Source organism: Neobacillus muris, assembly GCF_943193175.1.
GTDB lineage: Bacteria > Bacillota > Bacilli > Bacillales > Cytobacillaceae > Neobacillus > Neobacillus muris.
In genome coordinates, this window is sequence record NZ_CALPDF010000006.1 from 140,296 (window position 1) to 164,902 (window position 24,607).

Annotated in this window: 27 protein-coding genes and 1 pseudogene; 14 read left to right on the plus strand and 14 right to left on the minus strand. The window is 39.5% G+C overall.

All coding sequences use genetic code 11. From position 1 onward, the window contains the following. Positions 1-24 precede the first annotated feature (24 nt). The gene (locus NFS43_RS06795) at positions 25-192 is read left to right on the plus strand and encodes a DUF8096 family protein (RefSeq protein ID WP_251550773.1); all 168 of its coding nucleotides are present in this window, start codon (positions 25-27) and stop codon (positions 190-192) included. 197 nt (positions 193-389) lie between these two features. On the opposite strand, the gene lepB is transcribed toward NFS43_RS06795, so the two are convergent. Together lepB and NFS43_RS06805 are read right to left on the minus strand one after the other, a co-directional pair. After that, positions 390-929, minus strand: coding sequence for a signal peptidase I (gene lepB, locus NFS43_RS06800; RefSeq protein WP_251550774.1), 540 nt, complete (start codon positions 927-929; stop codon positions 390-392). Between the two features lie 79 nt (positions 930-1,008). Then, positions 1,009-1,917 carry an aminoglycoside phosphotransferase family protein gene (locus tag NFS43_RS06805; protein WP_251550776.1) on the minus strand — a complete coding sequence of 303 codons (909 nt, stop codon included), beginning with the start codon at positions 1,915-1,917 and terminating at the stop codon, positions 1,009-1,011. Positions 1,918-2,204: 287 nt separating this feature from the next. Between NFS43_RS06805 and NFS43_RS06810 the strand changes: the two genes are divergently transcribed. From NFS43_RS06810 to NFS43_RS06820, 3 genes are all read left to right on the plus strand, one after another. Beyond that, positions 2,205-2,627, plus strand: a complete 423-nt coding sequence (locus NFS43_RS06810; protein WP_251550778.1) for a DUF1801 domain-containing protein — start codon at positions 2,205-2,207, stop codon at positions 2,625-2,627. Positions 2,628-2,792: 165 nt separating this feature from the next. Then, the gene (locus NFS43_RS06815; RefSeq protein ID WP_251550780.1) at positions 2,793-3,215 is read left to right on the plus strand and encodes a ribosomal maturation YjgA family protein; all 423 of its coding nucleotides are present in this window, start codon (positions 2,793-2,795) and stop codon (positions 3,213-3,215) included. Between the two features lie 211 nt (positions 3,216-3,426). Next, on the plus strand, positions 3,427-3,642 hold the full coding sequence (locus NFS43_RS06820) for a hypothetical protein (protein ID WP_251550782.1): 216 nt from the start codon (positions 3,427-3,429) through the stop codon (positions 3,640-3,642). 79 nt (positions 3,643-3,721) lie between these two features. Here the strand turns inward: NFS43_RS06820 and NFS43_RS06825 are convergent, their stop codons facing one another. The 5 genes from NFS43_RS06825 to NFS43_RS06845 form a co-directional block, all read right to left on the minus strand. After that, positions 3,722-4,987 (minus strand): FtsW/RodA/SpoVE family cell cycle protein, encoded by a 1,266-nt coding sequence (locus NFS43_RS06825; protein ID WP_251550784.1) that lies wholly within the window; start codon positions 4,985-4,987, stop codon positions 3,722-3,724. Continuing rightward, complete coding sequence (locus tag NFS43_RS06830; RefSeq protein ID WP_251550786.1) at positions 4,984-5,403, minus strand: PadR family transcriptional regulator; 420 nt, start codon at positions 5,401-5,403, stop codon at positions 4,984-4,986. Before NFS43_RS06830 ends, NFS43_RS06825 begins: the two co-directional genes overlap by 4 nt. After that, positions 5,396-5,941 (minus strand): sigma-70 family RNA polymerase sigma factor, encoded by a 546-nt coding sequence (locus NFS43_RS06835; RefSeq protein ID WP_277613903.1) that lies wholly within the window; start codon positions 5,939-5,941, stop codon positions 5,396-5,398. The genes NFS43_RS06830 and NFS43_RS06835 overlap by 8 nt, the downstream gene beginning before the upstream one ends. 190 nt (positions 5,942-6,131) lie before the next feature. After that, positions 6,132-7,190: a hypothetical protein gene (locus tag NFS43_RS06840; RefSeq protein WP_251550787.1), complete on the minus strand. Its 1,059-nt coding sequence runs from the start codon at positions 7,188-7,190 to the stop codon at positions 6,132-6,134. Between the two features lie 156 nt (positions 7,191-7,346). Then, positions 7,347-8,858 carry an MDR family MFS transporter gene (locus NFS43_RS06845; RefSeq protein ID WP_251550789.1) on the minus strand — a complete coding sequence of 504 codons (1,512 nt, stop codon included), beginning with the start codon at positions 8,856-8,858 and terminating at the stop codon, positions 7,347-7,349. 160 nt (positions 8,859-9,018) lie between these two features. Between NFS43_RS06845 and NFS43_RS06850 the strand changes: the two genes are divergently transcribed. After that, complete coding sequence (locus tag NFS43_RS06850) at positions 9,019-9,897, plus strand: TetR/AcrR family transcriptional regulator (RefSeq protein ID WP_251550791.1); 879 nt, start codon at positions 9,019-9,021, stop codon at positions 9,895-9,897. 149 nt (positions 9,898-10,046) lie between these two features. Here the strand turns inward: NFS43_RS06850 and NFS43_RS24350 are convergent, their stop codons facing one another. Next, the gene (locus NFS43_RS24350; RefSeq protein ID WP_277613904.1) at positions 10,047-10,172 is read right to left on the minus strand and encodes a hypothetical protein; all 126 of its coding nucleotides are present in this window, start codon (positions 10,170-10,172) and stop codon (positions 10,047-10,049) included. 196 nt (positions 10,173-10,368) lie between these two features. On the opposite strand from NFS43_RS24350, the gene NFS43_RS06855 reads away from it, so the two are divergent. After that, entirely contained in the window at positions 10,369-11,046 is a 678-nt protein-coding gene (locus NFS43_RS06855; protein ID WP_251550793.1) for a DUF421 domain-containing protein, read from the plus strand. Between the two features lie 133 nt (positions 11,047-11,179). Then, the gene (locus NFS43_RS06860) at positions 11,180-11,758 is read left to right on the plus strand and encodes a phosphatase PAP2 family protein (protein ID WP_251550795.1); all 579 of its coding nucleotides are present in this window, start codon (positions 11,180-11,182) and stop codon (positions 11,756-11,758) included. Between the two features lie 108 nt (positions 11,759-11,866). Here NFS43_RS06860 and NFS43_RS06865 read toward each other — a convergent pair whose 3' ends face one another. Next, a complete protein-coding gene (locus NFS43_RS06865; RefSeq protein ID WP_251550797.1) occupies positions 11,867-12,046 on the minus strand; it encodes a Fur-regulated basic protein FbpA in 180 nt (59 codons plus the stop codon). 403 nt (positions 12,047-12,449) lie between these two features. Here NFS43_RS06865 and NFS43_RS06870 point away from each other — a divergent pair, with 403 nt between their 5' ends. Further along, the gene (locus NFS43_RS06870) at positions 12,450-13,364 is read left to right on the plus strand and encodes an MBL fold metallo-hydrolase (protein ID WP_251550856.1); all 915 of its coding nucleotides are present in this window, start codon (positions 12,450-12,452) and stop codon (positions 13,362-13,364) included. Positions 13,365-13,471: 107 nt separating this feature from the next. Here the strand turns inward: NFS43_RS06870 and pepF are convergent, their stop codons facing one another. Then, positions 13,472-15,262 carry an oligoendopeptidase F gene (pepF, locus tag NFS43_RS06875; protein WP_251550799.1) on the minus strand — a complete coding sequence of 597 codons (1,791 nt, stop codon included), beginning with the start codon at positions 15,260-15,262 and terminating at the stop codon, positions 13,472-13,474. A gap of 226 nt (positions 15,263-15,488) precedes the next feature. On the opposite strand from pepF, the gene NFS43_RS06880 reads away from it, so the two are divergent. Next, positions 15,489-16,424, plus strand: coding sequence for an acetamidase/formamidase family protein (locus NFS43_RS06880; RefSeq protein WP_251550801.1), 936 nt, complete (start codon positions 15,489-15,491; stop codon positions 16,422-16,424). Positions 16,425-16,583: 159 nt separating this feature from the next. Here the strand turns inward: NFS43_RS06880 and NFS43_RS06885 are convergent, their stop codons facing one another. The 3 genes and pseudogenes from NFS43_RS06885 to NFS43_RS06895 form a co-directional block, all read right to left on the minus strand. Next, positions 16,584-16,931, minus strand: a complete 348-nt coding sequence (locus NFS43_RS06885) for a GNAT family N-acetyltransferase (RefSeq protein ID WP_251550803.1) — start codon at positions 16,929-16,931, stop codon at positions 16,584-16,586. A gap of 63 nt (positions 16,932-16,994) precedes the next feature. Then, on the minus strand, positions 16,995-17,138 hold the full coding sequence (locus tag NFS43_RS06890; protein ID WP_251550805.1) for a hypothetical protein: 144 nt from the start codon (positions 17,136-17,138) through the stop codon (positions 16,995-16,997). 219 nt (positions 17,139-17,357) lie between these two features. Further along, positions 17,358-17,681: pseudogene (locus tag NFS43_RS06895) on the minus strand (TerC family protein); the annotation flags it as partial. A gap of 196 nt (positions 17,682-17,877) precedes the next feature. Between NFS43_RS06895 and NFS43_RS06900 the strand changes: the two are divergent. The 5 genes from NFS43_RS06900 (at position 17,878) to NFS43_RS06920 (ending at position 23,487) form a co-directional block, all read left to right on the plus strand. Beyond that, positions 17,878-19,677, plus strand: coding sequence for a sensor histidine kinase (locus NFS43_RS06900; protein ID WP_251550808.1), 1,800 nt, complete (start codon positions 17,878-17,880; stop codon positions 19,675-19,677). Further along, the gene (locus NFS43_RS06905; RefSeq protein ID WP_251550810.1) at positions 19,617-20,348 is read left to right on the plus strand and encodes a LytR/AlgR family response regulator transcription factor; all 732 of its coding nucleotides are present in this window, start codon (positions 19,617-19,619) and stop codon (positions 20,346-20,348) included. The genes NFS43_RS06900 and NFS43_RS06905 overlap by 61 nt, the downstream gene beginning before the upstream one ends. A 147-nt stretch (positions 20,349-20,495) precedes the next feature. Then, on the plus strand, positions 20,496-21,947 hold the full coding sequence (locus NFS43_RS06910) for a carbon starvation CstA family protein (RefSeq protein WP_251550813.1): 1,452 nt from the start codon (positions 20,496-20,498) through the stop codon (positions 21,945-21,947). A gap of 412 nt (positions 21,948-22,359) precedes the next feature. Then, positions 22,360-22,539, plus strand: a complete 180-nt coding sequence (locus NFS43_RS06915) for a hypothetical protein (RefSeq protein ID WP_251550814.1) — start codon at positions 22,360-22,362, stop codon at positions 22,537-22,539. Positions 22,540-22,782: 243 nt separating this feature from the next. After that, a complete protein-coding gene (locus NFS43_RS06920) occupies positions 22,783-23,487 on the plus strand; it encodes a YoaK family protein (RefSeq protein WP_251550815.1) in 705 nt (234 codons plus the stop codon). Positions 23,488-23,701: 214 nt separating this feature from the next. Here the strand turns inward: NFS43_RS06920 and NFS43_RS06925 are convergent, their stop codons facing one another. Further along, complete coding sequence (locus tag NFS43_RS06925) at positions 23,702-24,547, minus strand: VOC family protein (protein ID WP_251550816.1); 846 nt, start codon at positions 24,545-24,547, stop codon at positions 23,702-23,704. Positions 24,548-24,607 lie beyond the last annotated feature (60 nt).

Genomic DNA, 24,607 nt, shown 5'->3' on the forward strand with positions numbered 1-24,607 from the left:
AAAAATAATTCATAGGTGATAAAAATGGAATACAAAAATTTTGATCTTAACAAAATATATGACTTTAAAGAATATCCTGATGTAAAGGACGGACGCTGTGATAATTGCGGAAACACTTTATTTAAATCTTCTGTAATGGAAGGTAAGTTCATTAGAGAATGCCGCCAATGCGGAATGAAAAAAAGCATTTGATCATTTATTCCACTCCACATAAATAGGAAAAGTGCGTTTCTATATTTATAGAATTGCACTCTTCCTTCAACTTTGTTCTTTCTCTTACATCTTTTAAAATTAATTCTATTTTCACCTGCTAATAATTTTCGTTTATTTGTTTTTAAAAATGAATGATCATTATAAAAAAAGATTGCAAAGATGCGATCCATGATAAATCAATTTGTTCCTCTAATATTAGAAAAAGGAAAGAAAACAAACTCACTTTTTCCAATAATCGCGTTTTCCTCAATTAATCCTAATCCATTGCGGCTATCCTTGCTGAACAGACGGTTATCCCCCATGACAAATAATTTATTCTTGGGAACAGTTATCGGTCCAAAATCACCGGTTAATAGACTGCCCATTTGTTTGGCTAATTCACGATTTTCTGAAAGATAGTTTTCCTTTACTACTTCCCCATTGATCAATAATTGGTCATTTTTCATTTCGACTGTATCCCCAGGAAGTCCGATTACCCTTTTCACATAATTTTCTTCTTTCCCTTTAATAATAATGATTTCGCCTCGCTTAATATCGCCTGTAATAGTTAATCTCGCGACGAAAATCTTCTCATGGTTATGCAATGTCGGCTCCATTGAAGCTCCTTCTACGATATAGGGTGCAAATACGAATGTCCTTACAATGAAGGCGATTCCTAAAGCAGCTAACAGTGATTTACCCCAGCTAAATATTTCCTTTTTCGCTCTCGAACTCATTTGTTCACCTCTATCGATTTCCTTATATTAAGTGTTCTTGTTTCAATCAGAAAATCCTCCTACAAAATCAATAAAACACTCAGCGGCCTTCATTATAAAACTCATGAAACCATTGAGCACACTGATAAACGTTTTCCCACTCTGACTTGTCCTCAAGCCCCCAGCAAGCATATAGGACGGACATAGCGAAGGCTGCCTTCAGTAATCTCTCTTGTTCAAGTCCTAATTCCTTTACTAAAGTATCAATCCGCCTTCTCAATACTTCCCTCGGGTCCGGCTTATGATGCAATTGGTTAGTCAAAAAGGAGATTAAATCAAAATATCGATCGCCTGCCACTCCTTTTGGATCAATAGCTATCCAGCCATGTTTTTCCGAATAAAGAATATTTTCGTGATGCAAATCTCCATGCAGAAGTTCTTGTACTGCAGATGTATCCGAGATATAGTCAAAACAATCTTTGGCTAAGCTTATATATTTGCTGGGAATTGGACCGTCACTATTGGGAAATTGGTGTAGATATCGATTTAATCCTTCAGCCCAGTCCAAAATGGTTGGATAGTTTGATGTACTTGACGCAGTCCAGCGGATCGCTTTCCAAACGTTTATGAAGTGGAAAATCGCTTGTTGTTCATCCACTATCTCGGTAAGCATGGTCCCCGGAATAAGCTGTTCCAAAACCATGCCGCCTAATTCAGGATCTGAATCAATAAGGCGGACGCAGCCATCTCCATTATATGCCTGAAGAGTCCGGATTTCATTTTCGAAATCAAAATTCGGAATGCCAATCTTTAAAATGACTGGCTGTTTTTTGGAATCTACTGCCTTTGTTACGTAATTATAGGACAGATTGTTAATTGTTCCGTAAACCGTCAGCCCCCATTTTTTTGCGCATGCTTGGACCCTTTCTTCTAAAGTTTCCAGCCATGCTTTTCCTCCCTCACCAAAGGCGCCGACTATCTTTTGTTTGAAAGAATTGGAAAGAATCATTCGCTATTTACTCCCTTTAGAACAATTATAATGTTGTCACCATCTATTAACTTCGTGATTTACATTGAAATTCCTTTTTTTATATAATTTTTGCCATTTACTGTTTTTACAGCAAAAAAGGACGGTGAAACTTAAGAATTAGGATTCACCAGACCAGACGTTATTTCGTCCTGAATCAAATAGTAAAAAATTTCGTATTTTTTTACCTAAGTTAGCGATAAAATAAAGGAAAAAGGGATACCATGTTGTAGTAATATATAGAGAAATTAGTTATTTAGGAGGCTTGTATGTACCAGCCAAAAACGAAAGTAACCGATAATAGTGTCATTGAGTTTATAGAAAACGTAGATCATCCAAAAAAGCGCGAAGATGCTTATCAATTACTCGACATTTTCACAGAAACCACTGGATTCCCTGCAAAGATGTGGGGACCTAGTATAATTGGATTCGGTTCCTACCATTATAAATATAAAACTGGTCACGAAGGCGATGCCCCTCTAGTAGGATTTTCCCCACGCAAAGCAAAAATCAGCTTATATTTTGCAGCAGAAGAGCCACAACGTGACAAGCTTTTAAAAGAATTCGGCAAACACACTACTGGAAAAGGCTGTGTATATATCAACAAATTAGCTGACGTTGATATAGAGGTATTAAAGGCATTCATAAAACACACCATCCAATTCTTAAATGAAACCTATCCCACTCCATAAAAAATTGGAGCCGCTTCTGCAGCGGCTCTTAATTAGCTTTTTTCTCGTTAGTTATTAGAAACAGTGCCGCCCACAATAAGTATCCTCTAATAACCTATTGTTTCTTATTATCATTCGATCATTACCCTTTTTGTAAAAATCATTTCTGTTAAGAGAGGGATTCCCTTGCCATCTTTCAGTTTATTAAAATCAAACACTGCCAAAAAAAGAAGTACCTATTTAATTGCCATTTTCCTTTCGATTTGGATAGGGCTGGCTTCAAGAATATATAGCAGCCTGCTGACACCATTTATTGCAGAGAATGCTGGGGATGCCATTTGGGCCATGATGGTCTATTTCGGATTCCGATTTTTGTTGGCCAATAAGAGCCTGCCTTTGTCCCTCCTGTTTAGTTTCCTGTTCAGCTTTAGTATCGAATTTTCTCAGTTGTACCAAGACAATTGGATTAATCATGTTCGGAGCACTCGTCTTGGAGCGCTAATCCTTGGACAAGGATTTCTTTTTGCCGATCTTTTCCGATATACTGCCGGAATTTTTCTTGCGTATGCGATTGACGGATGCATTCACGTTATCAAAAAGCGCAAATGAATTTTTGAAAAAAATAATATTGAAAGCGCTAGGGATGATGGACTTTTTCAAAACAATTGGACAAGGGCTCTGATATTTTGTCAGTGTCTTTTTTATTGTTTATTCAAAATTGGAAAAGTTTTCTTTTTCTATTGTTCTAAATTCCTGTTACCTCCAATATTTTGTAGAAATGATACTATTGGCCAAAACCTTAAAAAGTAGGTGTTATTCGATGTACGCTGTTTATTTTTATGAAAATAAAAATCTATTATTATGCCAGCTTGTTAAACAGGTTCCCTCTGTTGGAGAGGATGTAAAAATTAAAGGCCGTAAAGGTAAGGTATCGAGTGTAACCAATGAGGAAGATCACTATAACATTCAGGTGGTTCTTGATAAGGCTGCCAAAAAGAATCAAGCCGCTGCCCCAACGAAAAAAAAGAAAAAGTAGTAGGATCGTTTATTTTATCCATTTGAATGATATGATAAAAACCGTCTATTGAAACATCCAATAGACGGTTACCACACGTTTAAACATCAATCCTAACAATATTCTTTCGACGATATACACCTAATGCGATCCCGATTAGGAGCGAGTTTAATATCGTCGGGGTCATTCCATAGCTAATAAAGGGCAGCGAGATGGAGATAATAGGAAGGAATCCAAATACCATTCCAACATTATACAAAAATTGAATGGAGAATAACGAACACACCGCAACCATAAGCTGTTTACCATACCGATCCCTTATCTGTCTAGAGACAATCAGCATTCTTGTTAACAGTGATACAAATACAATCAACAAAAATCCAGCCACAAGCCATCCATAATAATATGTAATATTAGCAAAAGCTAGATCTGTCATTATCTCCGGCACATACTTTGGCTTTTGTTGGCCGAACCATCCTCCTTCTGTAATTAATTCCCTTACCTTTATGTAGGTGTATCCTGCATTATCTGCATAGTCTTCAGGATGTAAAAAGGCGAATATCCGCACGAGTTGATAATCTTTTGCTGTAAACCAAAGCAGCGCTGTAAAGGCGGCAAGCAAGCCAAGACTTATGCCAACCGTTGAATAAATTACCATTCGTTTATTTCCACTAAAAATAAATAGAATCAGTAAGAACACACTATAAATTGCTGCATCAGTAAGGCTTGGCAATAGCGTAAACATGAAAACCGTAACTATATATACACTAAAGATGACAACTATATTTGCCTTTTTCTTTGACGAGTAAGAAGCCCAGAACATTAATAAGATGGGTAAAACGGTCGTGCCGCTAATGGCAAACCCCGCAAATTCAATAAATCGCTCTCCATTAATGATGACATTGGGTGTAAAGATTAATGCCAGCAAAATGAATGAACCAAGGGCAAGAAAATACCACCCCAATCTTTCAGTTTTGCGGTAATCTATAACCATGACAACTAACGCCACCACAACTCCCAGTAAAATATAAATGGATTGTTTCAATAAAAAATTTCCAGTGTATTGGTCCTGCACGTGCAGTTGAGGAAGTAACCCCATCAAAATTGCAATCAAGAAAAGAGAAAGTAAAATCCAATCCATTTTTGGGCGATACAGCTTATTGAAGTGATGGCCAAGTTTATTGGGATTACCCATGTTATGGACTGCCTTTTCCTCGGCCTCCTCTTCTGATATACCCTTGGACAACATTTCCAGCTTTGCTTGCTCTAAATGATACGTCAGTTCTTTGCGCACCAACTCCTTCGCCTCTTTAGACTTGATGTTGAGCAATACTTCCTGCAAAAAACTTTGTGATAATTTATTCATCCCCATCCCCCCTCAAGCAGTTCATGCAAGACGGTCCTGCCTTGGTATTCATTCTCCTCCCCTTTTCCTAAAAGCTTTCTTCCTTTGCTGTTTAGCTGATAATATTTGACCTCCTCATCTGCCCATGACGATTGGATATAGCCTTTTTGTTCAAGCCGATGCAAGAGCATATACAAGAAACCTTCCTCTTGTTCAAACCGCTCGATTCCCCGCGCCCGAATCAATCTGCTTAACTCAAACCCCGTTTTCTGTTGCACAAGCAATTGCAGGACCGCAAAAAGGATCGCATCATCAGAGGACTTCTCCCGTCCCATTATCTGATTTCTAATGTTATTTTTCATGCCCTCGGTAAAATCCAAATCATTAAGAACCGTATTTTTCAAAGCGTTTTTTAAGTTCTTTAACCGCTTATCCATGTGATTTAGCCTCCAAGCTTTCTTTTAATAATTGCTTTGCCCGCTTAAGTCTTGTTTTGATCGTATTTTGATTGTTTTTGGTCAAATATGATATTTCTTTGATGGACAGATCCTCAAAATAATACAAATAGATAACTTCCCTATAAGTGTCGGGCAGTTGCATGACTGCATAGGAGAGCTGTTCGTCCTCATATTTTTGAATAACCTGGTTTTCGACAGCTTCCTTTTGGCTCCTTCCCTCCATCGCTTTCGCTTCAGATACGACGATGTGTCTGTAGTGCCAGCTTTTCAAATAATCTTTGCAATGGTTAATGGCGATTCTCCACAGCCATGTTTTTAATGATGACTTTTGATTGTATTGATCTAATTTTTGGTAGCATTTTACAAAAATTTCCTGCGTTAGATCTTGAGCTAATTCTTTATTCCTTACATAGGAATAAACAAGATGCAATAAATTTTGTCCATGTACTTCCATCAGCTGTTCAATAACCGCTTCCCGGTCATTGATCATTATGTATTCCAGTAATTTTTCTTCCACCTGCTCGTGCTCCCTTCACCCATTAGACGACCTACAAGTAAAATTGGTTTTTCTCTTTCTCAAAAATGGGTTATTCTTAGAGCTTTATCGACATAAAACAAAGACCTAGATGATTGATTAGGTCTTTGTTCGTTACGTATTACTTTTGATTACGCTGAAAAAGGGATGTATTCCTCCCCATTCCATTGTATTATTTTTCAATTGTTACTGTCCAAGGCCCATCCGCTGCAATTTGCAGCAAGTAATAACCATCGGTGTTAAGTCTTTGCCGCATGGAACCAGTGTACGCGCCAATTTCATTTACCATTAAACCGGAGCCATTTAATTTTACAATAAAATTGCCCTCCCCTTGATGAGTAAAGCTGAATTTATAATTTCCGCTCTCGGCATTAAAGAAAACAACGTCGTCACCAGATCCTTGCAGAGTCGAAGGCACCTTCGGGATGTCAACTGGAGGCTGCTGTGATATGCTGAAGTTCCAGGCTCCACCCGCATTGATATTTAAGTAATAATTTCCATCAGATGGAATTTGGGCAAATGTTTTACCTTTGTAATTTCCGATTTCATTGACAAGCAGATCAATATTGCTCCCATTTTCATTCTGGAGCTTTACGATAAAATTGTCACTTCCATTATGCGAGCCCTCAAAAACTGCAAATCCCTTCTCTAATTTGAACAGATCCGTTGAAGCATCACCACTGCCATTTAATTGGATTTTGGATGCTTCATATTCCTTCTGAGCTTGTTCCTTTTTGGAAGCTTCAGCTTGAGCCAGCTTGTCTTTCTCATACTGGTCCACTTCCTCCATAGTCGTGAAAGTGGCTACATCAAAAATGGTGTTGCCATCAGTTGATGCAACGAGTATTCCATCTTTCGCCTGCAAGACATAGCCCACATTTCCATTACCAACAGATATGCTTTTAGGCTGTTCGACCTCCAGGTTATTTCTAGCTTTTTTAAAATCCTGATCGGACATGCCTTTCGTAATAGCTGCTTGGACCTCAGCGAGAGTAGAAGGGTCCTTCCTCGTTTCTTGCTTCTTTGCACTGTCTTCTTTGACCTCATCTTTTGTTTCCGTTGTATCTGTTGAACCAGAATTAACCGCTCCAATAATAAATAAGACGAATAAAATTAGTGCGATGCCGAATCGTTTTTTTGTTTTTCCGTTCTTTTTAAAAATGGAGACAATACCTAATACAATAAAAACTAAAAAACCAATAAATCCTATAAAAGCTAAAAACCCAAACAAAATTAACCACTCCTTTTTCTTTTTTAAGTTATTGTTACAAAATTTCCAAAGGATAATCATGCGTATTGAATTTAAATTTTGCCATATGAGGCAAAAAAAAAGCTTGAAAATACTTTGGATGCATTATCAAGCTTTTTTCGATCGTTATTTATTTAATTAGTTAATGGCCGGCTCTGAAGCTGTCTTATTTTGTTCTTCTAATTTACTAACAGCTTCTTCATTTGTATCGACACGTTTCACGAATAACGCCATGATTAGGACAATAATGTTAATAAAGAACGTGACGTAGAACGAATATTGGATGCCCGCTAATAAAGCCTTTTGAGTTAAAGCAGCAGTAGACGCGGCAGTTAATGTTGCTGGATCAATAGTGCTCATCAAATCTTTAGCTTCTGATTTGGTTACAGTGTTCATGATTGTAACCAGAACAGCGGTCCCGATAGAACCAGCTACTTGTTGTGCAGTATTATTAATGGCTGTGCCGTGCGGGTTTAACCGGGTTGGCAACTGGTTCAAACCATTTGTCATAATTGGCATCATAACCATCGACATACCAAACATACGCAATGAATAGATAAGGATAATATAAGCATAACTAGAATCGATTTGCAGGTGTGCGAGCATATAAGTGGAAATCGCCGTAATCACGAGTCCGACTACTGCTAAAAGCCTCGGACCAAATTTGTCAAACAATTTTCCAGTAATTGGCGACATAATTCCCATCACGACCGCACCAGGCAGCATCATCAATCCTGAATCCAGCGGAGAAATACCGCGGACACTTTGTACATAGGCTGGCGTTAAAATCATGCCTGAGAACATAGCCACTGCGTTAACAATGGCAATAACGGATGCAAGAGCGAACATTGGGTATTTGTAAGCGCGTAAATCTAATAATGGTTTATCCAATTTTAATTGACGGATAATGAAGGTGATTAATGCCAGACCGCCAACAATTAAGGTAGTTAAAACTACTCCATCTGTCCAGCCGTCTGAACTGGCTGTACTGCAGCCATATAATAGGCCGCCAAAACCAATACAAGATAAAATAACTGACAAGTAATCGACTGTTGCCTTCTTATTTTGCTCCATCACATTGTCAAGTTTCCAAACTGCCAAGATTAAACTTATTACTGCTAATGGCAGTATCATTTCAAAAAGGACACGCCAGTCGTAGTATTCTACGATATAACCTGATAGGGTCGGGCCAATGGCTGGCGCCGTAATCATGACAAGACCAAAGATCCCCATTGCGGCACCGCGCTTTTCTCGTGGGAAGCTGACTAACATAATGTTCATTAGCAGAGGTCCCATAACCGAAGAACCGGCCGCCTGAATCATCCTCCCTGCAAGCAATACACCAAAGTTAGGCGCAAAAGCGGCTAAGGCGGTTCCTAAAGTAAAAATTGCCATGGAGGTAATAAACAAACCACGATTAGTAAACCGTGTGATTAAAAAGGCAGATGCCGGAACTAATACACCACCGACAAGCATATAGCCTGTAGACAGCCATTGCACAGTAGAGTAATCCGCAATCTCCAAATCTTTCATAATCGATGGCAATGCTACATTTAATAATGAGTTATTTAAAAACGAGACAAATGCACCCACAAATAAAATCACAATCATTAAATAGGGTGATTTTTTTGGTTGTAAAGCTGAATCCATATTTCTCTTCCCCTCTTGTTTTCCATAATTGATTTCCACCTGACTTATTTTATACTCAAAGTATAAAACAATCAATAACTTTATACCTAATGTATAAAAAGATTGTTTTTCATTCCATTGCGCTCTATACTGGATATATAGGGTTCGACAGGAGGATGGCATGAATAATCGAAAAAGAAAAGTAGCGGACATCGCCTTAAAGCTTTTTGTTGAAAAAGGAATTCAGCAAACCTCTATACAGGAAATTATTGATAAAGCCAATATTTCAAAAGGAACATTCTACAATTATTTCACTTCAAAAAATGACTGCATCGCCGACATATTGGAAATCCTCCGCTATGATGCCAGCCAGCAGAGAATTGCGGTACAAGTCGGAAAAGATAAGAAGGACCGCCAAGTCTTTATCGAGCAAATAACGATTTTGATTCGTCTAAATGAGGAACGGAACTTAAGTGCCTTGTTTGAGGCCATATTGCATTCCAATGAATCAGAACTGAAAAAATTAGTCCTGCAGCATCGGGTTTATGAAATGGAATGGCTGGCTAATCGTTTAATTGAGGTTTTCGGAGAAGAGATTCGGGATTACGCGTTTGAAGCAACCGTATTGTTTTATGGCATGCTTCAGCATATGCTTTTTACAATCAAAATTACAAATAGTCCATATTCCTTACATCAATTAGTCGATGCGATTCTTTCGTATATTGAATTGATCCTGCCTAATATGATCGAGAATAATAGAACAATGTTAAATTATTCGGCCATTGATTTATTGCGCACCAATGTTGATAAAAAAATGGTAACCACCGAGGAATTAAAGGAATTAGCCAATCAGCTTCAGAACCAGTATAAATTCAATGAAGAGCAGCAGGATTTATTTGATGTCATTATGGAAGAATTACAAAGAGACCGGGTACGAAAGGTTGTCCTTCAACCTTTATTGAAACCGTTCAACCAATTATTTCACGAAACGCCATTAGAATCACAGGTACATAAATTTACGAATATGGTATGGTATTACTTAAAAATGAAATCAATTTGATTCAGCAAACTATTCTAGTTTTTTGAACGATAGGATCGTTCTTATTCCCATCATGAAGGCTGCTAAAAGGATATCCTTAAGCAGCAATGTTTGGACATTTTATCAAAAAGAAAGGCCGCAAAATTTGCGGCCTTTCTTTTTGGGCAGTTTTATTTTCCGGGTCTTTCTTGCGCCTTCAATGCTACACTTTCCAATCCAGTTTGAGCAAATTCAACATCTGTTTTTGGCAAAGCCCGCTTACTCTTTTTTGGCTGATTATTCTTATTTTTTGCCATCATTACACCACCAAATATGTAATTTTGAACCACTATCAATTATAGTTTGCTTTCCTTTTTGCAGACTATGCATTCCCTCGTTTAGAGTTCCCCTTATCCATATCAAAAAGAATGGAATCAGTCTGTTATGTAAATGAAATCCTGGCAACAATAATACAAAAAATATAACAAAATACGGTGTGCGGAGGAGATTCATTTGTATAAAGATTTAGCCTTGGAATTAATTGTAGGATTTGTGGCCCTTCTTCTTGTTTTAAAACTGCTGGGCAGACTTCAGTTTTCACAGATAACTCCCTTTGACTTTATCACGGGAATGGTAATGGGCAATCTCGTGGGTGATGCTGCCTTTGATGAAAAGACCGGATTAGGGGAAATTCTTTTTAGTATTGCCATTTGGGGTTTGCTCATTTATTGTGTGGAACTATTAACACAAAAGTCTGCCTTCCTCAGATCATTTTTAGAAGGCACACCCTCCTTCTTAGTTTATAAAGGACGGATTGTTTATAAGAACATTAAGAAAAACAAAATGGATCTAAATGAGTTCCAGCAGCTCATGAGAAAAAAAGGATATTTTTCCATTTATGAGGCAGAATATGTCATTTTGGAGCGAGATGGCGAAATCAGTGTAGTGCCGAAGCATAAGTACGGCGCCCCTACCAAGCAGGATCTAAGCATCCCCGCCAAGCCTGTCAACCTCCCTATTGCTGTGATCTTGGATGGAAACCTGGTGGAACAGAACCTTAAAGAGACAGGTCACAATGAGGAATGGCTTAAAGATCAGTTATCGAAAAAAAATATAAAAAACTATAAAGAAATCTTTTATGCAGAATGGCAGGAGGACCGCGGACTACAAATAAGTACCTATAATAACTAGGAGGATCCTTATGCTTTTCTAATTCTATACAGCCATCTAGCTGCTGCCTGCACTCTGTTTTATCCGATATGCATATTTTCACCTTTTTTAGGACACGATATTTTTGTTATGTTAGAGAATAGGATGATATAGCATGAACTACTTACTATTTAAGGCAATAAATCAAATGGCTGGGCACTCTCACATCACTGATTGGCTGATGGTAATGATTTCAAGACGTTCCCGGTTTGTTTACTTATTGGTATTTGTATACCTTGTCAGCCCAAGAAAGGCCAATAAAAAGTTGCTGCGTTCTGCCAGTGTATCTTTTGTGGTCGCCTATTTGGTCAGTGTTCTACTTAAACTAATGTTCAACCGGAAACGACCGTTTTTAAAACACGGAGTTTATTTATTGCCTCCAGTTCCCTCTAAAAACAATTCCTCTTTCCCAAGTAAGCATACGGTACTGGCATTTGCTCTATCAGCAGTGGTCTATGTGTATCACCGAATGGCAGGAATAGGTCTTTCTTTGCTATCATTTTTAGTAGGTTTTTCCCGAATCTGGATGGGTCAGCATTATCCATTCGATATATTGGGCAGCGCCATTCTTGGAAATGTGATTTCCTATGCCGTCAAAATGACTGAAAAGGTTTGGGTGCCGATTTATAATCGGTTGATTCGTTTTTCTAAGGAATATATTTCTTCCCTGAGTTTTAATTCAGAAAATAAATAACAATTCCTTATATGTAAAGCCGCCCGGAGTGAATCGGGCGGCTTTTGCAAGCTGGTTATATGTTAGGATTTAAGGATGAAGCATGACGCTTCCTTTATTCTAAGTATATTATGGCGCTGCCGGCTGACATTTGTCAGGAGAATTAATAACTTGATATTCCTCTTCTAGTTCACTCAAAGACATCTCATAAAGGTGCTTATTATTGATTTTAAACACCCCCATTTGGATGAGCTGGTCAATCAAGGTTTGTCTTCTTTCCTGGACAGCTTCGTGAAGTAACTCGTTCACTTTATGAAACCTCCATTCACAGACTTTTTAACCGTTGCAAAATATATTATAAACTGTCCTTTTTCCAAATATTGTCGAACTTACTGTTATCATTGTTTTGTAAGGCAGCTTTAATGAACGCAATAAACTGGGTGAAACGGCGGGCGAATTTTTAAGATTTGTTAACAAAAGTGGTATTTTCCTCATAGTTAGCCAATGATTCCGCGGTTTATTTGTCATTTGGAGCATTCAGTTTGTTTCCCCAATGGTTACATTAGGAATTATTTGCTAAAACGAAGGCAAATATTCTATATGGATCAACTAATGCCGCTTTTCGATGCAGGAATTGATTATTTTTGCGGTTAAAATGGTTTATTTGCTATACTTTTATCAAACTATTATTCCTGTGACTAGGGTGGACCGTATGAAGCGATATGAGAATTTGGATCATATAACGAACGATAAATCTTTTAATGATATGAGAAAGTGGCAAAGGGAAAGAAAGAGCAAGGTTAAGGATTTATCGGTGAATATTGGGCAATACCCTGACAAAAGGATCCAAGAGGTACAACAAAACAGAAGCCGGACGGCTTACACTTGGATTGGGCATTCAACATTTTTGATTCAAATGAACGGACTGAACATTTTAACGGATCCCGTGTGGGCCAAGCGGATGGGGTTTGAGAAACGGTTAACAGAACCGGGGATTGCCCTGGCTGACATTCCAGATATCGATCTAGTCGTCATCTCACATGGGCATTATGATCATCTTGATTTTCCTACATTAAAGAAGCTGAAAGGTAATCCGCAATATTTTGTACCGGTTGGATTAAAGTCCCTTTTTGTCAGGAAGGGCTATCATAAAGTGAAAGAATTCAATTGGTGGGAAAGTGCAGAGTTTGGAGGTTTAACCGTTCATTTTGTACCTGCCCAGCACTGGACACGGCGATCGCTTTGGGATATCAATACCTCCCACTGGGGCGGCTGGATTTTTGAATCTCAGCAAGAAACCTATTATTTTGTTGGAGATACAGGTTACTTTAGAGGGTTTAAACTAATCGCGGAACGGTTCAATCAAATTGATACTGTATTTATGCCAATCGGCGCCTATGAGCCCGAATGGTTTATGGCCGTCTCCCATATCTCGCCCGAAGACAGCGTCAAGGCATTTATGGAACTGGGAGCCAGCCGCTTCGTCCCAATGCATTACGGTACTTACCGCCTCGCCGACGACACCGGACCCGAAGCACTCGAACGCCTGCTAAAAGCATGGGACCAGCAGCAGCTCCCTAAACAACAACTAAAAATCCTGCTGCACGGTGAAACAATAATGAAATAAAGGAAAGAAAGGGACAGTCCTTCGCTGTGGTAAAGCATTAATACAATGGGGGACTGTCCCCTTCGATATTAAAGAGTTACTGTATTGCTCGGATGTTGCCAATTTGTTTAGAGAATTTCTGCGAATTCTGTTACTAGTTGTTTGAATCGGTTTAATGCGTTGGCAATTGGTTCTGGGGTGGTGAGGTCTACCCCTGTTTTCTTTAGAAGTTCTAGCGGATAGTCTGAGCTTCCGCTTTTCAGGAAGTCTAAATATGAAGCTTTTATACCTTTTTCGCCAGCTAGGAGCCTTTCTGCAATGTGAATTGCTGAAGCGTAACCGGTAGCATATTTATACACATAGAACGGCCGGTAGAAATGCGGAATTCTTGACCATCCATATTTGACTTCCTCATCAAATACCACAACATCTCCTTGGTATTCCCGGAACAAGGATTCGTAAACCTGATTGAATGCTTCCACATTCAGCGGCTTGCCTGCTTCCGCCAATTCATGAGTGATTTTTTCAAACTCGGCAAACATAACCTGGGTAAAGAAGGTCCCTTTAAATTGATCAATAAAATGATTCAACAAATGTTTCCGCTTCTGATTGTCTGTTTGCTTTTCTAGCAAGTAATGAATTAACAAAACCTCGTTGACGGTTGAAGCCACCTCCGCCACAAAGATACTGTACCCCGCGGAAATTCTAGGCTGATGCTTGCTTGAATAATAAGAGTGCATGGCATGACCAAGCTCGTGAGCCATGGTAAACATGCTGTCTAAATCATCGTTTTGGTTCAATAAGACAAATGGATGGACTCCGTAAACGCCTAAATTATAGGCACCTGAGCGTTTCCCCGGCGTTTCCCGGACATCTATATAACGAGCTTCTTTAAAAGTTTTAAGGGTATTGACATAATCCTCCCCAAGCGGTGCTAATGCCTCTAGGATAATATCAAAGGCTTCATCATAAGAAATCTCCCACTTCACACCTTCAGTCAATGGAACATTGAGGTCGTATTGACGTAATTCCTCTACACCCAATTTAGTTTTTCGAAGCTCACTATACTGATGCAACGGACCAATATTCGCTTTGGCTGCCTCTATTAAATTTTCATAGACTTGCTTTGGCACCATGTCACCAAATAAACCTTTTTCCAGTGCTGACGGATATTTTCTCAGCCGTGATAAGCTAACATTGGTTTTGATATTTGCTGCGAGGGTTGAGGCAATCGCATTCTTTAACTGTAAATACGGTTTGTAATAGGCTTTATAGGCTTCTTGACGTTTCCTGCGGTCCTCGTCCTCAATCCACTTGGAGTACATCCCCCTCGTTAATTCGACTTTACTGCCATCCTCCAATGTGACTTCACCAAATTGGATGTCGGCGTTATTAAGCATATTGTAGGTTTGGCTTGGTGCCGAAAGGGCTTCTCCCAGATTGGATAGTACTTCTTCCTGTTCCTTGGTAAGGACATGTTTTTTATAACGATAGGTATCGAGCAAATCTTCTTCATAATACTTCAAACGGGGTTCCCGTTCTATATATTCCTTTAATGTGCTTTCCTCTAGCCCTAAGAGAAATGGCATAAAAAACGAAGACGCCGCACTGATTTTGACAGCAAGCTGCTTCGCTCGGTCGACCAATGACTGTGCTGCCGTATCCCTTGTATCCACATCTGCCTGCAGCATTCCATATACATATACAAGATTAAATTTAGCCGATAATTGTTCCTTTGCTGATAAATATAGATATAGCGATGTCCCATCATGAATAGCACCATCGTATTTCTTAATCTTACTAATCATGCCTTCAATGGCCTGATAATCCTCTTCCCACTTTTCTAATGAACAATAAATATCCTGAAAATTCCACTTTTCATGCTCAGGAATTTCCATTCTCGATTGATAAGTCTTCATTATCCATTCCCCCCTCTAAAGGTACATCCAGCCGTTTCCAGCCTATTACACTATTTTACCATGTTAATAGAAATCATATCCATCGCGGACGACCCCCTCGCCTTTACTGAGCTGCCGCGTTAATTAGACGGGGGACTGTCCCCAGCTTTGCTTCTCGTCCAAGAAGTGTTATATTAATATTGTAAATTTTTTAAATATACTATATTTTCTACAGGAGTGAGCATCAGTGTTACATAGGTTAGCGGTTGATGAAAGAAATTTGCATGGATCATTCTGTAAGGATTACCAGCCTGTTTTGACGGTTGATTCAGGGGATACGGTTCAGTTGACTACGCTGGATATTCAGTGGGGCTATTCCAGTTCTAAAGGAGAGGAAAGAGCCGTTTACCAGTCTCGGGAGAAGGAAGCAAAACCAGGCCATCCGATGCTTGGGCCGATTGCGGTACGCGGCGCAAAGCCAGGTACGGTGCTAGAAATCAAGTTAAATGATATTGTCCCTGGATGGTATGGACGCAATTGGGCTGGCGGGATCAAAAACTGGCAAAATGACAGTGTAGGAATTTCCGATATTGAACGAGTTCAGGTAGATTGGGAGCTAAATCCCACTACTATGACCGGCACATGCCAAATTGGCCAAAAATCGTTCCATGTTGGTCTTAGCCCGTTTATTGGGCTAATGGGAGTTGCCCCTGCAGAATCGGGAGTCCATACTACAACACCGCCACGTTATTGCGGCGGTAATATTGATTGCAAGGAATTGGTTAAAGGAAGCAGTCTGTTTTTACCGGTAGCTGTTGAAGGCGCCCTCTTTTCCATTGGAGACGGGCATGCTCTTCAGGGTGATGGCGAAGTCTCTGGGACAGCAATTGAATGCCCAATGGACTTAGTCGATTTTACATTAATTGTCCATGAAGGCCAGCAATTAACCATGCCTAGAGCCAAAACTCCATCAGGCTGGATCACTTTCGGCTTTAATGAAGACTTAAATGCCGCTGCTGCCGCAGCCCTGAATGCCATGGTCGAACTCATGCAAGAGTTTTATAGCATTGAGAAAGCAGAAGCTATGGCATTGGCAAGCGCCGCAGTTGACTTACGTGTCACACAAGTGGTCAATCAGGTCAAAGGGGTCCACGCTTTCTTGCCACACGGAGCAATCCGTTAATACGATAATTGAAATACGATCCTCTAATGGGGTCAATAAAAGGATGAATCTTTGAGATCCATCCTTTTTATTGACAGTCAAATTTGAATTAATATTCTGAACTATATAAAAATGATGTCCCTGGCAGTGACACATTAGAAAAACCATTGCATTTTTCTGTTAAAGTTTTAAATAGTGTGTAGAGTTTGGATAGGTCGATTGCCTTTGGAAGCCAAATGAATAATAAAATTTATCTGCAATCAATGTAACGGTATGCAATACTAGAACTTTATAATAAGATTTTGCCTTTAAAATGAGTAAATTTAACAAAACTGTTCCTACTGCGCTTCTTCGAAAAGCTTCTGCTGCATAAAACCTTCTTAACCTTCCAATTAGGGGGTCGTTTGAATACGGATCTCTATTAATACCCCCAATAGCGACTATTCCCTCTTTTTTAAAAACACCAATTAAAGCCTCCCCCTTCCTTTTTTTTTTCAAAGAATACCCTCGGGTATTGTTCAACTTCATAATGGGCTGCTTTCCACTAAAATAAAAAAGAAGCCCTCTCAAAGAAGAAGGCTTACAATAATTTTAATGAACTCGAATTCTTTCAAAAACATCATCATCATGGTGGACTCGTGTATGCTTGGATTCTAGCCTTTCAAATTCCAGAGTCTCATCGATTGACTCAGCAAACAGCCAATTTTTTAATTCAAATAAAAATTCAGTAAGCATGGATGCTTCCTCCCACTTTTGAGTTATTGGGTTCCTGATACCTTTATTATACTCTTAACTAAGCATAATGAAAGCGTTTGCAAAATGGACGGAATAGCAAAATAATAATAAATTTTCAATGAATTAAAAGCTAATGCTGGAATCAGCAGCAGCCTAGCGGTTCCCACCCCAACCTGCTTTATTCTTTGATAAAAACCAGCCTCCTATTGCGATAAGAAGCATGACTGTCCAAAAAACACTATTCCAAATAAGTCCTTCAATAAAACCATGAGGCATGAAATGTAAAGCAGTAAGTGCAAGAGTATGCATTAAAAGTTTGATCCCCACCCATACATCGAATAGATACGAAATGATAAAGATGGCACCAACCCGAAAAGGAAACGCAAATAAGAGCCCCATATTGATCGCTTTGGTTTGTTGGCCTTCCGGCAAATGTTTCGCCATGATCGCCAGTACTAGAGCATTATCCGCGGGTAATAACCCTTCTAAAAAAATCAAAATAATTAGAACCCATCCGTATTCCATTAACAAAGATAGTTCCATAACATCCCCCTATAGCTATGTAATCATTGATTCTTTTGACTTCTTTTTCCTGCATATTGGCCATCATCGCCAATATTCTCTCATTGTGCCTGGAACCTTATACAATTTATTTGCAAGGCTCCAATAATTTACCAATTTTAAAAATATTGATACAATTAAACTATCAAAAATCATGCGGCGAGGGAGAAATGAGCCAATGTTTGAACTTTTGGTCACGATGATTGAGCGCTTGGGGATCTTGGTGACGATTGCATTCATCTTGACACGCCTGAAATTTTTCCGAGATATGATCTATCAGGAGCAATTAAGGCGTAAACAGCAATTTACTGCAATTATGTTTTTTGGCTTTTTTGGAATAATCGGCACATACAGTGGATTAACCCTTAACCCTGACACTTTGCAAATCAATCGCTGGACCTCTGGGCTGACATCTGATGAAGCAATTGCCAATTCCCGTGTAATCGGTGTAGTGTTAGCTGGGCTCCTAGGAGGTTACAAAGTTGGCTTAGGCGCTGGATTGATAGCCGGCCTGCATCGATTTACACTTGGTGGTTTTACTTCACTATCATGCGGTCTGGCCACTATCCTCTCAGGAATCCTGTCCGCTCTTTTTTATCGAAAAAATAAGCATGTTAAACTCGAGTCTGCCTTTCTAATCGGGGCCCTTGCCGAAACCATCCAGATGATGATTATTTTGCTTCTATCCCGCCCTTTTGAAAAAGCATTATCATTAGTTGAAATCATCGGACTCCCGATGATATTGGCCAACGGTCTAGGAAGTGCTTTATTTTTGCTAATCATACGAAACGTCATTAACGAAGAGGAAAAAGCCGGGGCCATCCAGGCCCAAAAGATACTATTAATTATAAAAAAAACACTTCCTCACCTAAGAAACGGTTTAAATGCCGAATCGGCACATGCCGTCAGCGATATCATCCATAAAGAAATTAATACAAGCGCAGTTGCCATAACAAACTTGACCGAAATATTGGCACATGTCGGGCTCGGTGATGACCATCATCGTGCCAACAGTCCAATTCAGACCCATGCCACTTGGGAAGCTATTCAAAAAGGGGGACTTGTAACTGCCAATCACGATTCGATTCATTGCCAGGTGAATGGCTGCCAACTGGCTGCTGCAGTCATTGCCCCTTTAAAGCAACGAGGAAAAACCATTGGGACGTTAAAATTTTATTTTCAAACAGAAAAGGAAATTACCCCTGTCATCATAGAACTGATTTCAGGACTTAGCTCCCTTCTGAGCAATCAGCTTGAAATTGCACAGTCGGACCAGGCTTATCAGCTGGCAAAAGAAGCGGAGATCAAAGCGCTTCAAGCCCAAATTAGCCCTCATTTCCTTTTCAATACACTAAATACCATACTTTCACTTATTCGCCTTAATCCGGCTAAAGCCAGAAAATTGCTAGTCTATCTTTCGCATTTTCTTCGGCAAAATCTTTCTGTCACGACTCAAAACCTAACAACACTGGAGCAGGAGCTTAACCATGTGAAGGCGTATCTAGCAATAGAAGAAGCCAGGTTTGAAAATAAACTTAAAGTGATTTATGAGATTGAAGAGCCTACTCTGCTGCAAAGTATCCCTCCGCTCACGCTTCAGCCGATTGTCGAGAATTCGATTAAACACGGCATCAAGGACAAACAAAGTTTCTGCATCGTCAAAATCATCATTTCTGCCCATAACGGTTCCACCAGCGTAACAGTGCGCGACAATGGCAACGGAATGAGCCCGGAGCGGATGAAGCAGGTTTGTAAAGTGCCTCTCGATTCCCCGAGTGGAACAGGGTTGGCCCTCTATAATGTAAACCGCAGGCTGACAGGCGTGTATGGTGAGGAAGCTTCGCTTAAAATAAAAAGTGAACTGGGGGTTGGAACGGAAATTTCCTTTTCCATCCCTTACGCGGAGGTTGAACAAAAATGGAGCCAAACATCCGAACACTCATCGTCGATGATGAACCGTACAGCAGGGATGAGTTAAAGCATTTACTAAGAGCTTTCCCATTTATCCAGATTGTCGATGAAGCAGAAACAGGAGAGGCTGCAATTGTGAAAGCGCTGCATCTCCAACCTGATGTAGTCTTTCTGGATATAGAAATGCCGAGAATAAATGGTATGGAAGCAGCGAAAGCTTTCTCGGAATTAAAGAAAGTTCCCTTAGTCGTTTTTACCACTGCCTATCCTCAATTTGCGGTGGAGGCCTTCCGCTTTAATGCAATTGATTACCTATTGAAGCCCTATGATGAAGAGCAGCTGCAAGATACCATTCATCGGATTGAAAAAAAATTCTCTTCCTTATTTGATCCTGAAAACGAAAGGCCTGCAGGAAAATTGGCAGTGGAATCAGATCGGGAAATCTATTATCTAGAGCCTAAAGATATCTTCTATATCGTAAGAGATGATAAGCTCACAAAACTAATCACAAAAACAGGTGAATATGAAACCAAAACACCACTAAAGGATTTAGAAAGCAGATTGACAGGCTACGGGTTTTTTCGCATCCATAAAAGCTTTCTCGTAAACTTGGAATATGTTACGCGGCTGACACCATGGTTCAATGGTGCATACCAGCTGCAGATTCAGGGAAGAAAAGAAATGCTTTCTGTCAGCCGAAATTATGTCAAAGCATTGAGAACGCGTCTGGAGATATAATAATCCTTTATGCATGTTAATATAGAAAAAACACATGATAATCCTTATTTTCTACCTTTTATTCTCAAACTCTCCATGCAGCCATCGATGTTATTTATACTATTTGATGTAACCGCATTCATATTCTTAATAAAAGGGGGAGAGAAATTGTATACTTTTTTAGGTGGAATTGTCCTATTAATCGTTGCTTACTTTACTTATGGGAAGTTTGTGGAAAAAATATTTGGCGTGAAGGAAGAACGCCCTACACCTGCTTATGTGAATAACGATGGCGTGGACTATGTGCCAATGAGCACATTTAAGAACTCCTTGATTCAGTTGCTTAACATTGCCGGCACAGGACCTGTTTTTGGTCCAATTATGGGTGCCCTTTACGGTCCGGCCGCTTTTATTTGGATTGTCGTTGGCTGTATTTTCGCTGGAGCGGTGCATGACTATTTAACAGGGATGATCTCAATCCGTAACAAAGGCGCTCATCTGCCGGAACTGGCCAGCAAATTCTTGGGAAAAATTATGCGCCACGTTGTAAATGCGTTTGCTGTACTCCTGCTATTGTTAGTAGGAACCGTTTTTGTTTCTACACCAGCGAGCCTTTTGCATGTATTAATGGATGGTAAAGTAGCATTAGGAATTATCATTGCTGCCATTTTTATTTATTATATTTTAGCTACGGTGCTTCCGGTTGATAAAATTATTGGACGGCTTTACCCTTACTTTGGCGCCTTGCTAATTATCAGTGCATTAGGTGTTGGAATTGGTTTAATGGTGAATGGCGCACCAATTCCTGAGCTTTCATTTCATAATTTCCACCCAGATAACGCCCCTATTTTTCCATTAATTTTCTTTACGATTACCTGTGGGGCACTTTCTGGATTCCATGCTACACAAACGCCGATGATCTCACGAACCACACAGAACGAGCAGCAAGGCCGCAGAATTTTTTACGGCATGATGATAGCAGAAGGGATTATTGCCATGATTTGGGCCGCTGCTTCAATGAGTTTATTCCATGGATACACAGGATTAAATGAAATATTGGCTGCCGGAGGACCTGGAGCTGTTGTAAGTGAAGTTTCTACCCAAATGATGGGTGCCATTGGCGGAACACTTGCTGTTCTTGGCGTGGTTGTATTACCGATTACATCCGGAGATACAGCGTTTCGGAGTGCACGGATGATTATTGCTGAATATCTAAATATTGCTCAAAAGAAATTATCAAACCGGTTGTGGATTTCCTTACCGTTATTCATTATTTCAGTTGCTCTAACTCAGATTGACTTTAATATTTTATGGAGATATTTTAGTTGGGCCAATCAAGCAACTGCTGTGATTGCCTTGTTTGTCGGGGCAATGTATTTATATATTGCTAAGAAGAACTATTGGATTTCCTTGATTCCAGGTTCCTTTATGCTAGTAATGGTTATTACTTACATTCTAAATGCACAAATCGGGTTTGGTTTATCGATGAACACTTCATGGATTGGCGGATTTGTCGGAACTGCTGTGCTGCTTTGGTTATTCTTTAGGGCTGGCAATAAAGCCAGGGCGAATAACCTGCCGCTTGACGAAGACATTACCGGCTGGAATCGGGTGGCATAATGGGCTGCTGCAGTCCTGAATATCGAAAGGTTGTAAAAGAAGAAGAAGAAAGAATCAACCAAAAGGGGAAGGACTCACTTCCCCTCTGGGCTAAAATGGGAATAGTCCTTGTCACAGCTGGGGTCATTGTAACTGCTTTTATCCTATAAACAAAGTGCACGCAATTTCTGCGTGCACTTTGTATGTTCCCCTTTACATTTTTACTCAATCGCATGTATGAGTGCCAGATTCTAGTTTCTCCTACATATTTAGTAGTATCTTGACAAATTGTTTGACGAAATGAAAAAAGCTGTTGAGAATTGAAGATAAATATTTGCAGCAATTCAGCAGGAAATTTCCGATATTTCGAAAAATAGTAAGGTAGACGCTTACAGATGTCTAAACTAAATGTGAAAGGCGGTATGCAATAAGCATGGAATTATCCCTCCAACAAATTGTAGAAGGTCTTCCTAAAACCTTGTTAAATGCCTCGGACCGTGATCTTGAAGGATTTCAAAAAATCATCGATGAGACAATCAAATTAAGAGAGGGACATCGGAACCTGCAAAAAATGATCAAAAACTTCAATACCTCTACAATCCAACGCTCCTAATTCGCAAAGGAAGGTGCACCTCACCTTCCTTTCATTTTTGTCCATGTTGGTAAAAAGGCAGCAATTCAACCAATCTAATAATCATATTCTCGGGAATGGTTGAGACCTTTATTCTCCCTCTTGAAAAAAATATCATTTCATTTTATCCTTAAAAAGCTTATATTAAAAAACCAGCATAATTGACATAAAATTCCCATTTTATCAAATATTAATTGTACCTATGGGCTTTAAGGAGAAATTACAATGAAAGAAAAACGGATTGCCATTCCCTCTTTACATTCCAATTCGATTTATTTGGGCGGCTTATTGGCCATCGTTGGAGGCTTTCTAGATGCCTATACTTTTATCAGCCGGGACGGAGTCTTTGCCAATGCCCAAACCGGCAATATGGTCCTGTTTGCCGTTAGGGCAGCAAATGGGGAATGGAAGGGTTCATTGCAGTACATTCCACCCATTGTGGCATTTGTTTTAGGTGTATTGGTATCAGAAATTGTTAAGATTCCTCATGTAAGGGAAATTGTCTATAGTTACCGGCGTTCGATTTTGATTTTGGAATGCCTTGTTTCTATTGTGGTGGGTTTTTTGCCAAGCAGTGTCCCCAATATAGTGATCACAGTCTGTATAGCCTTTGTTTCCTCTTTACAAATTTCGACCTTTAATAAAATAGATAAATGGGGCTACAATTCCACAATGACCACAGGGAACCTGCGAACTGCAACACAAGCTGCCTATTTAGCCTTAAAAGAGCAAAACCCTGATGCGAAGAAACAATTTAAAGACTTTTTCATTATTATCCTTGCCTTTATATTCGGCGCTTTGTCCGGTACTTTTTCCACCACCTACATAGGAAACACATCCATTTGGATTGCTTCTGGAATTTTGGGTATTGCTGTCCTTTTGTACCATCGGGATAAAGGCTATTATCGAAAACCAGCTTCCCTAAAATAATACGATGATTAAAAAATATCCCTTTATACCAAGATGTTTAAAATTTTCGTCATAGTTTGTTCATACTTATCATTTACTATAGGTACTGTTACCGAACACCCCCCTTAATTTTTTTGAATCCGGACAAGCTTCCGGATTTTTTTTTCCTAAATTCTATGAAAATAACGCAGACCTTGATAAATCAGCGGCCTGCGTTATTTTTATTATGTTTGGTTTATACAACCAAACGGATTTGATTCCCAGCTGGATCATTTGTTAAAAAATAATCGTCCGCTTTTTCAACCGGCCAATTCAATCTGCTTAACTGCTGCAAGACCTTCTCTCTTTTGGCTTCATCCGGAAAAACAACTGTATACCAGTTGAGACCCACACTGTTTTTAGGAGGAGCCGTTGCACCTTCCCCCTGCCAGGTGTTAATGGCAATATGGTGATGGTATCCACCCGTTGATAAAAATACGGCTTGTGGATAGTAGCTGACAATTTGAAAGCCCAGTCCTTTTGTATAAAATTCTTGAGATTTTGCTAAATCAGAGACATGAAGATGAATATGTCCCATTACTGTTCCTTTCGGCAATCCATTCCATTCCGCATTGCTTTCTGCCAGAATCCCTTTAGCATCTATTTGCAAGGTAGCCATTTCCACTAAACCGCTTTTCCAAGTCCATTCAGATGATGGGCGGTCCCTATATACCTCTATTCCATTTCCATCTGGGTCATTTAAATACAATGCTTCACTTACATAATGATCACCTGCGCCCAGTGGATATCCCATTTCTACAATATGCCGTAAAAAGACGGATAAATCGTCACGGGAGGGCAGTAATATCGCAAAATGGTACAATCCAGCTGTCCGCTGGGGCTTGCTGATGACATCATCAGGCTGTTCTAGGGTTAACAGAGCCGATTTGCCATCAGTTGTTAATACCGTTTTCCGATCTGTTTTTTTTAATACTTTTAAACCAATAACATTCTGATAAAACGACGTAGAGTAGTCGATATCTTTCACCTTGATATTTACTTCCCCAATAAATATATTGGGACTTTGATGGAAATTCTCCATATTTCTCATCCCTTCTTTAAGACGATATTTTTTTATGGCTCATGAAATCACATTTCAGTC

What these genes read in the sequence shown, in the direction of transcription:
- NFS43_RS06795 (WP_251550773.1), top strand. Translation starts at nt 25, where the DNA reads ATGGAATACAAAAATTTTGATCTTAACAAAATATATGACTTTAAAGAA.
- lepB (WP_251550774.1), bottom strand. Translation starts at nt 929, where the DNA reads ATGAGTTCGAGAGCGAAAAAGGAAATATTTAGCTGGGGTAAATCACTG.
- NFS43_RS06805 (WP_251550776.1), bottom strand. Translation starts at nt 1,917, where the DNA reads ATGATTCTTTCCAATTCTTTCAAACAAAAGATAGTCGGCGCCTTTGGT.
- NFS43_RS06810 (WP_251550778.1), top strand. Translation starts at nt 2,205, where the DNA reads ATGTACCAGCCAAAAACGAAAGTAACCGATAATAGTGTCATTGAGTTT.
- NFS43_RS06820 (WP_251550782.1), top strand. Translation starts at nt 3,427, where the DNA reads ATGTACGCTGTTTATTTTTATGAAAATAAAAATCTATTATTATGCCAG.
- NFS43_RS06825 (WP_251550784.1), bottom strand. Translation starts at nt 4,987, where the DNA reads ATGAATAAATTATCACAAAGTTTTTTGCAGGAAGTATTGCTCAACATC.
- NFS43_RS06830 (WP_251550786.1), bottom strand. Translation starts at nt 5,403, where the DNA reads ATGGATAAGCGGTTAAAGAACTTAAAAAACGCTTTGAAAAATACGGTT.
- NFS43_RS06845 (WP_251550789.1), bottom strand. Translation starts at nt 8,858, where the DNA reads ATGGATTCAGCTTTACAACCAAAAAAATCACCCTATTTAATGATTGTG.
- NFS43_RS06850 (WP_251550791.1), top strand. Translation starts at nt 9,019, where the DNA reads ATGAATAATCGAAAAAGAAAAGTAGCGGACATCGCCTTAAAGCTTTTT.
- NFS43_RS24350 (WP_277613904.1), bottom strand. Translation starts at nt 10,172, where the DNA reads ATGGCAAAAAATAAGAATAATCAGCCAAAAAAGAGTAAGCGGGCTTTG.
- NFS43_RS06860 (WP_251550795.1), top strand. Translation starts at nt 11,180, where the DNA reads ATGAACTACTTACTATTTAAGGCAATAAATCAAATGGCTGGGCACTCT.
- NFS43_RS06870 (WP_251550856.1), top strand. Translation starts at nt 12,450, where the DNA reads ATGAAGCGATATGAGAATTTGGATCATATAACGAACGATAAATCTTTT.
- pepF (WP_251550799.1), bottom strand. Translation starts at nt 15,262, where the DNA reads ATGAAGACTTATCAATCGAGAATGGAAATTCCTGAGCATGAAAAGTGG.
- NFS43_RS06885 (WP_251550803.1), bottom strand. Translation starts at nt 16,931, where the DNA reads ATGAAGTTGAACAATACCCGAGGGTATTCTTTGAAAAAAAAAAGGAAG.
- NFS43_RS06890 (WP_251550805.1), bottom strand. Translation starts at nt 17,138, where the DNA reads ATGCTTACTGAATTTTTATTTGAATTAAAAAATTGGCTGTTTGCTGAG.
- NFS43_RS06900 (WP_251550808.1), top strand. Translation starts at nt 17,878, where the DNA reads ATGTTTGAACTTTTGGTCACGATGATTGAGCGCTTGGGGATCTTGGTG.
- NFS43_RS06905 (WP_251550810.1), top strand. Translation starts at nt 19,617, where the DNA reads ATGGAGCCAAACATCCGAACACTCATCGTCGATGATGAACCGTACAGC.
- NFS43_RS06915 (WP_251550814.1), top strand. Translation starts at nt 22,360, where the DNA reads ATGGAATTATCCCTCCAACAAATTGTAGAAGGTCTTCCTAAAACCTTG.
- NFS43_RS06920 (WP_251550815.1), top strand. Translation starts at nt 22,783, where the DNA reads ATGAAAGAAAAACGGATTGCCATTCCCTCTTTACATTCCAATTCGATT.
- NFS43_RS06925 (WP_251550816.1), bottom strand. Translation starts at nt 24,547, where the DNA reads ATGGAGAATTTCCATCAAAGTCCCAATATATTTATTGGGGAAGTAAAT.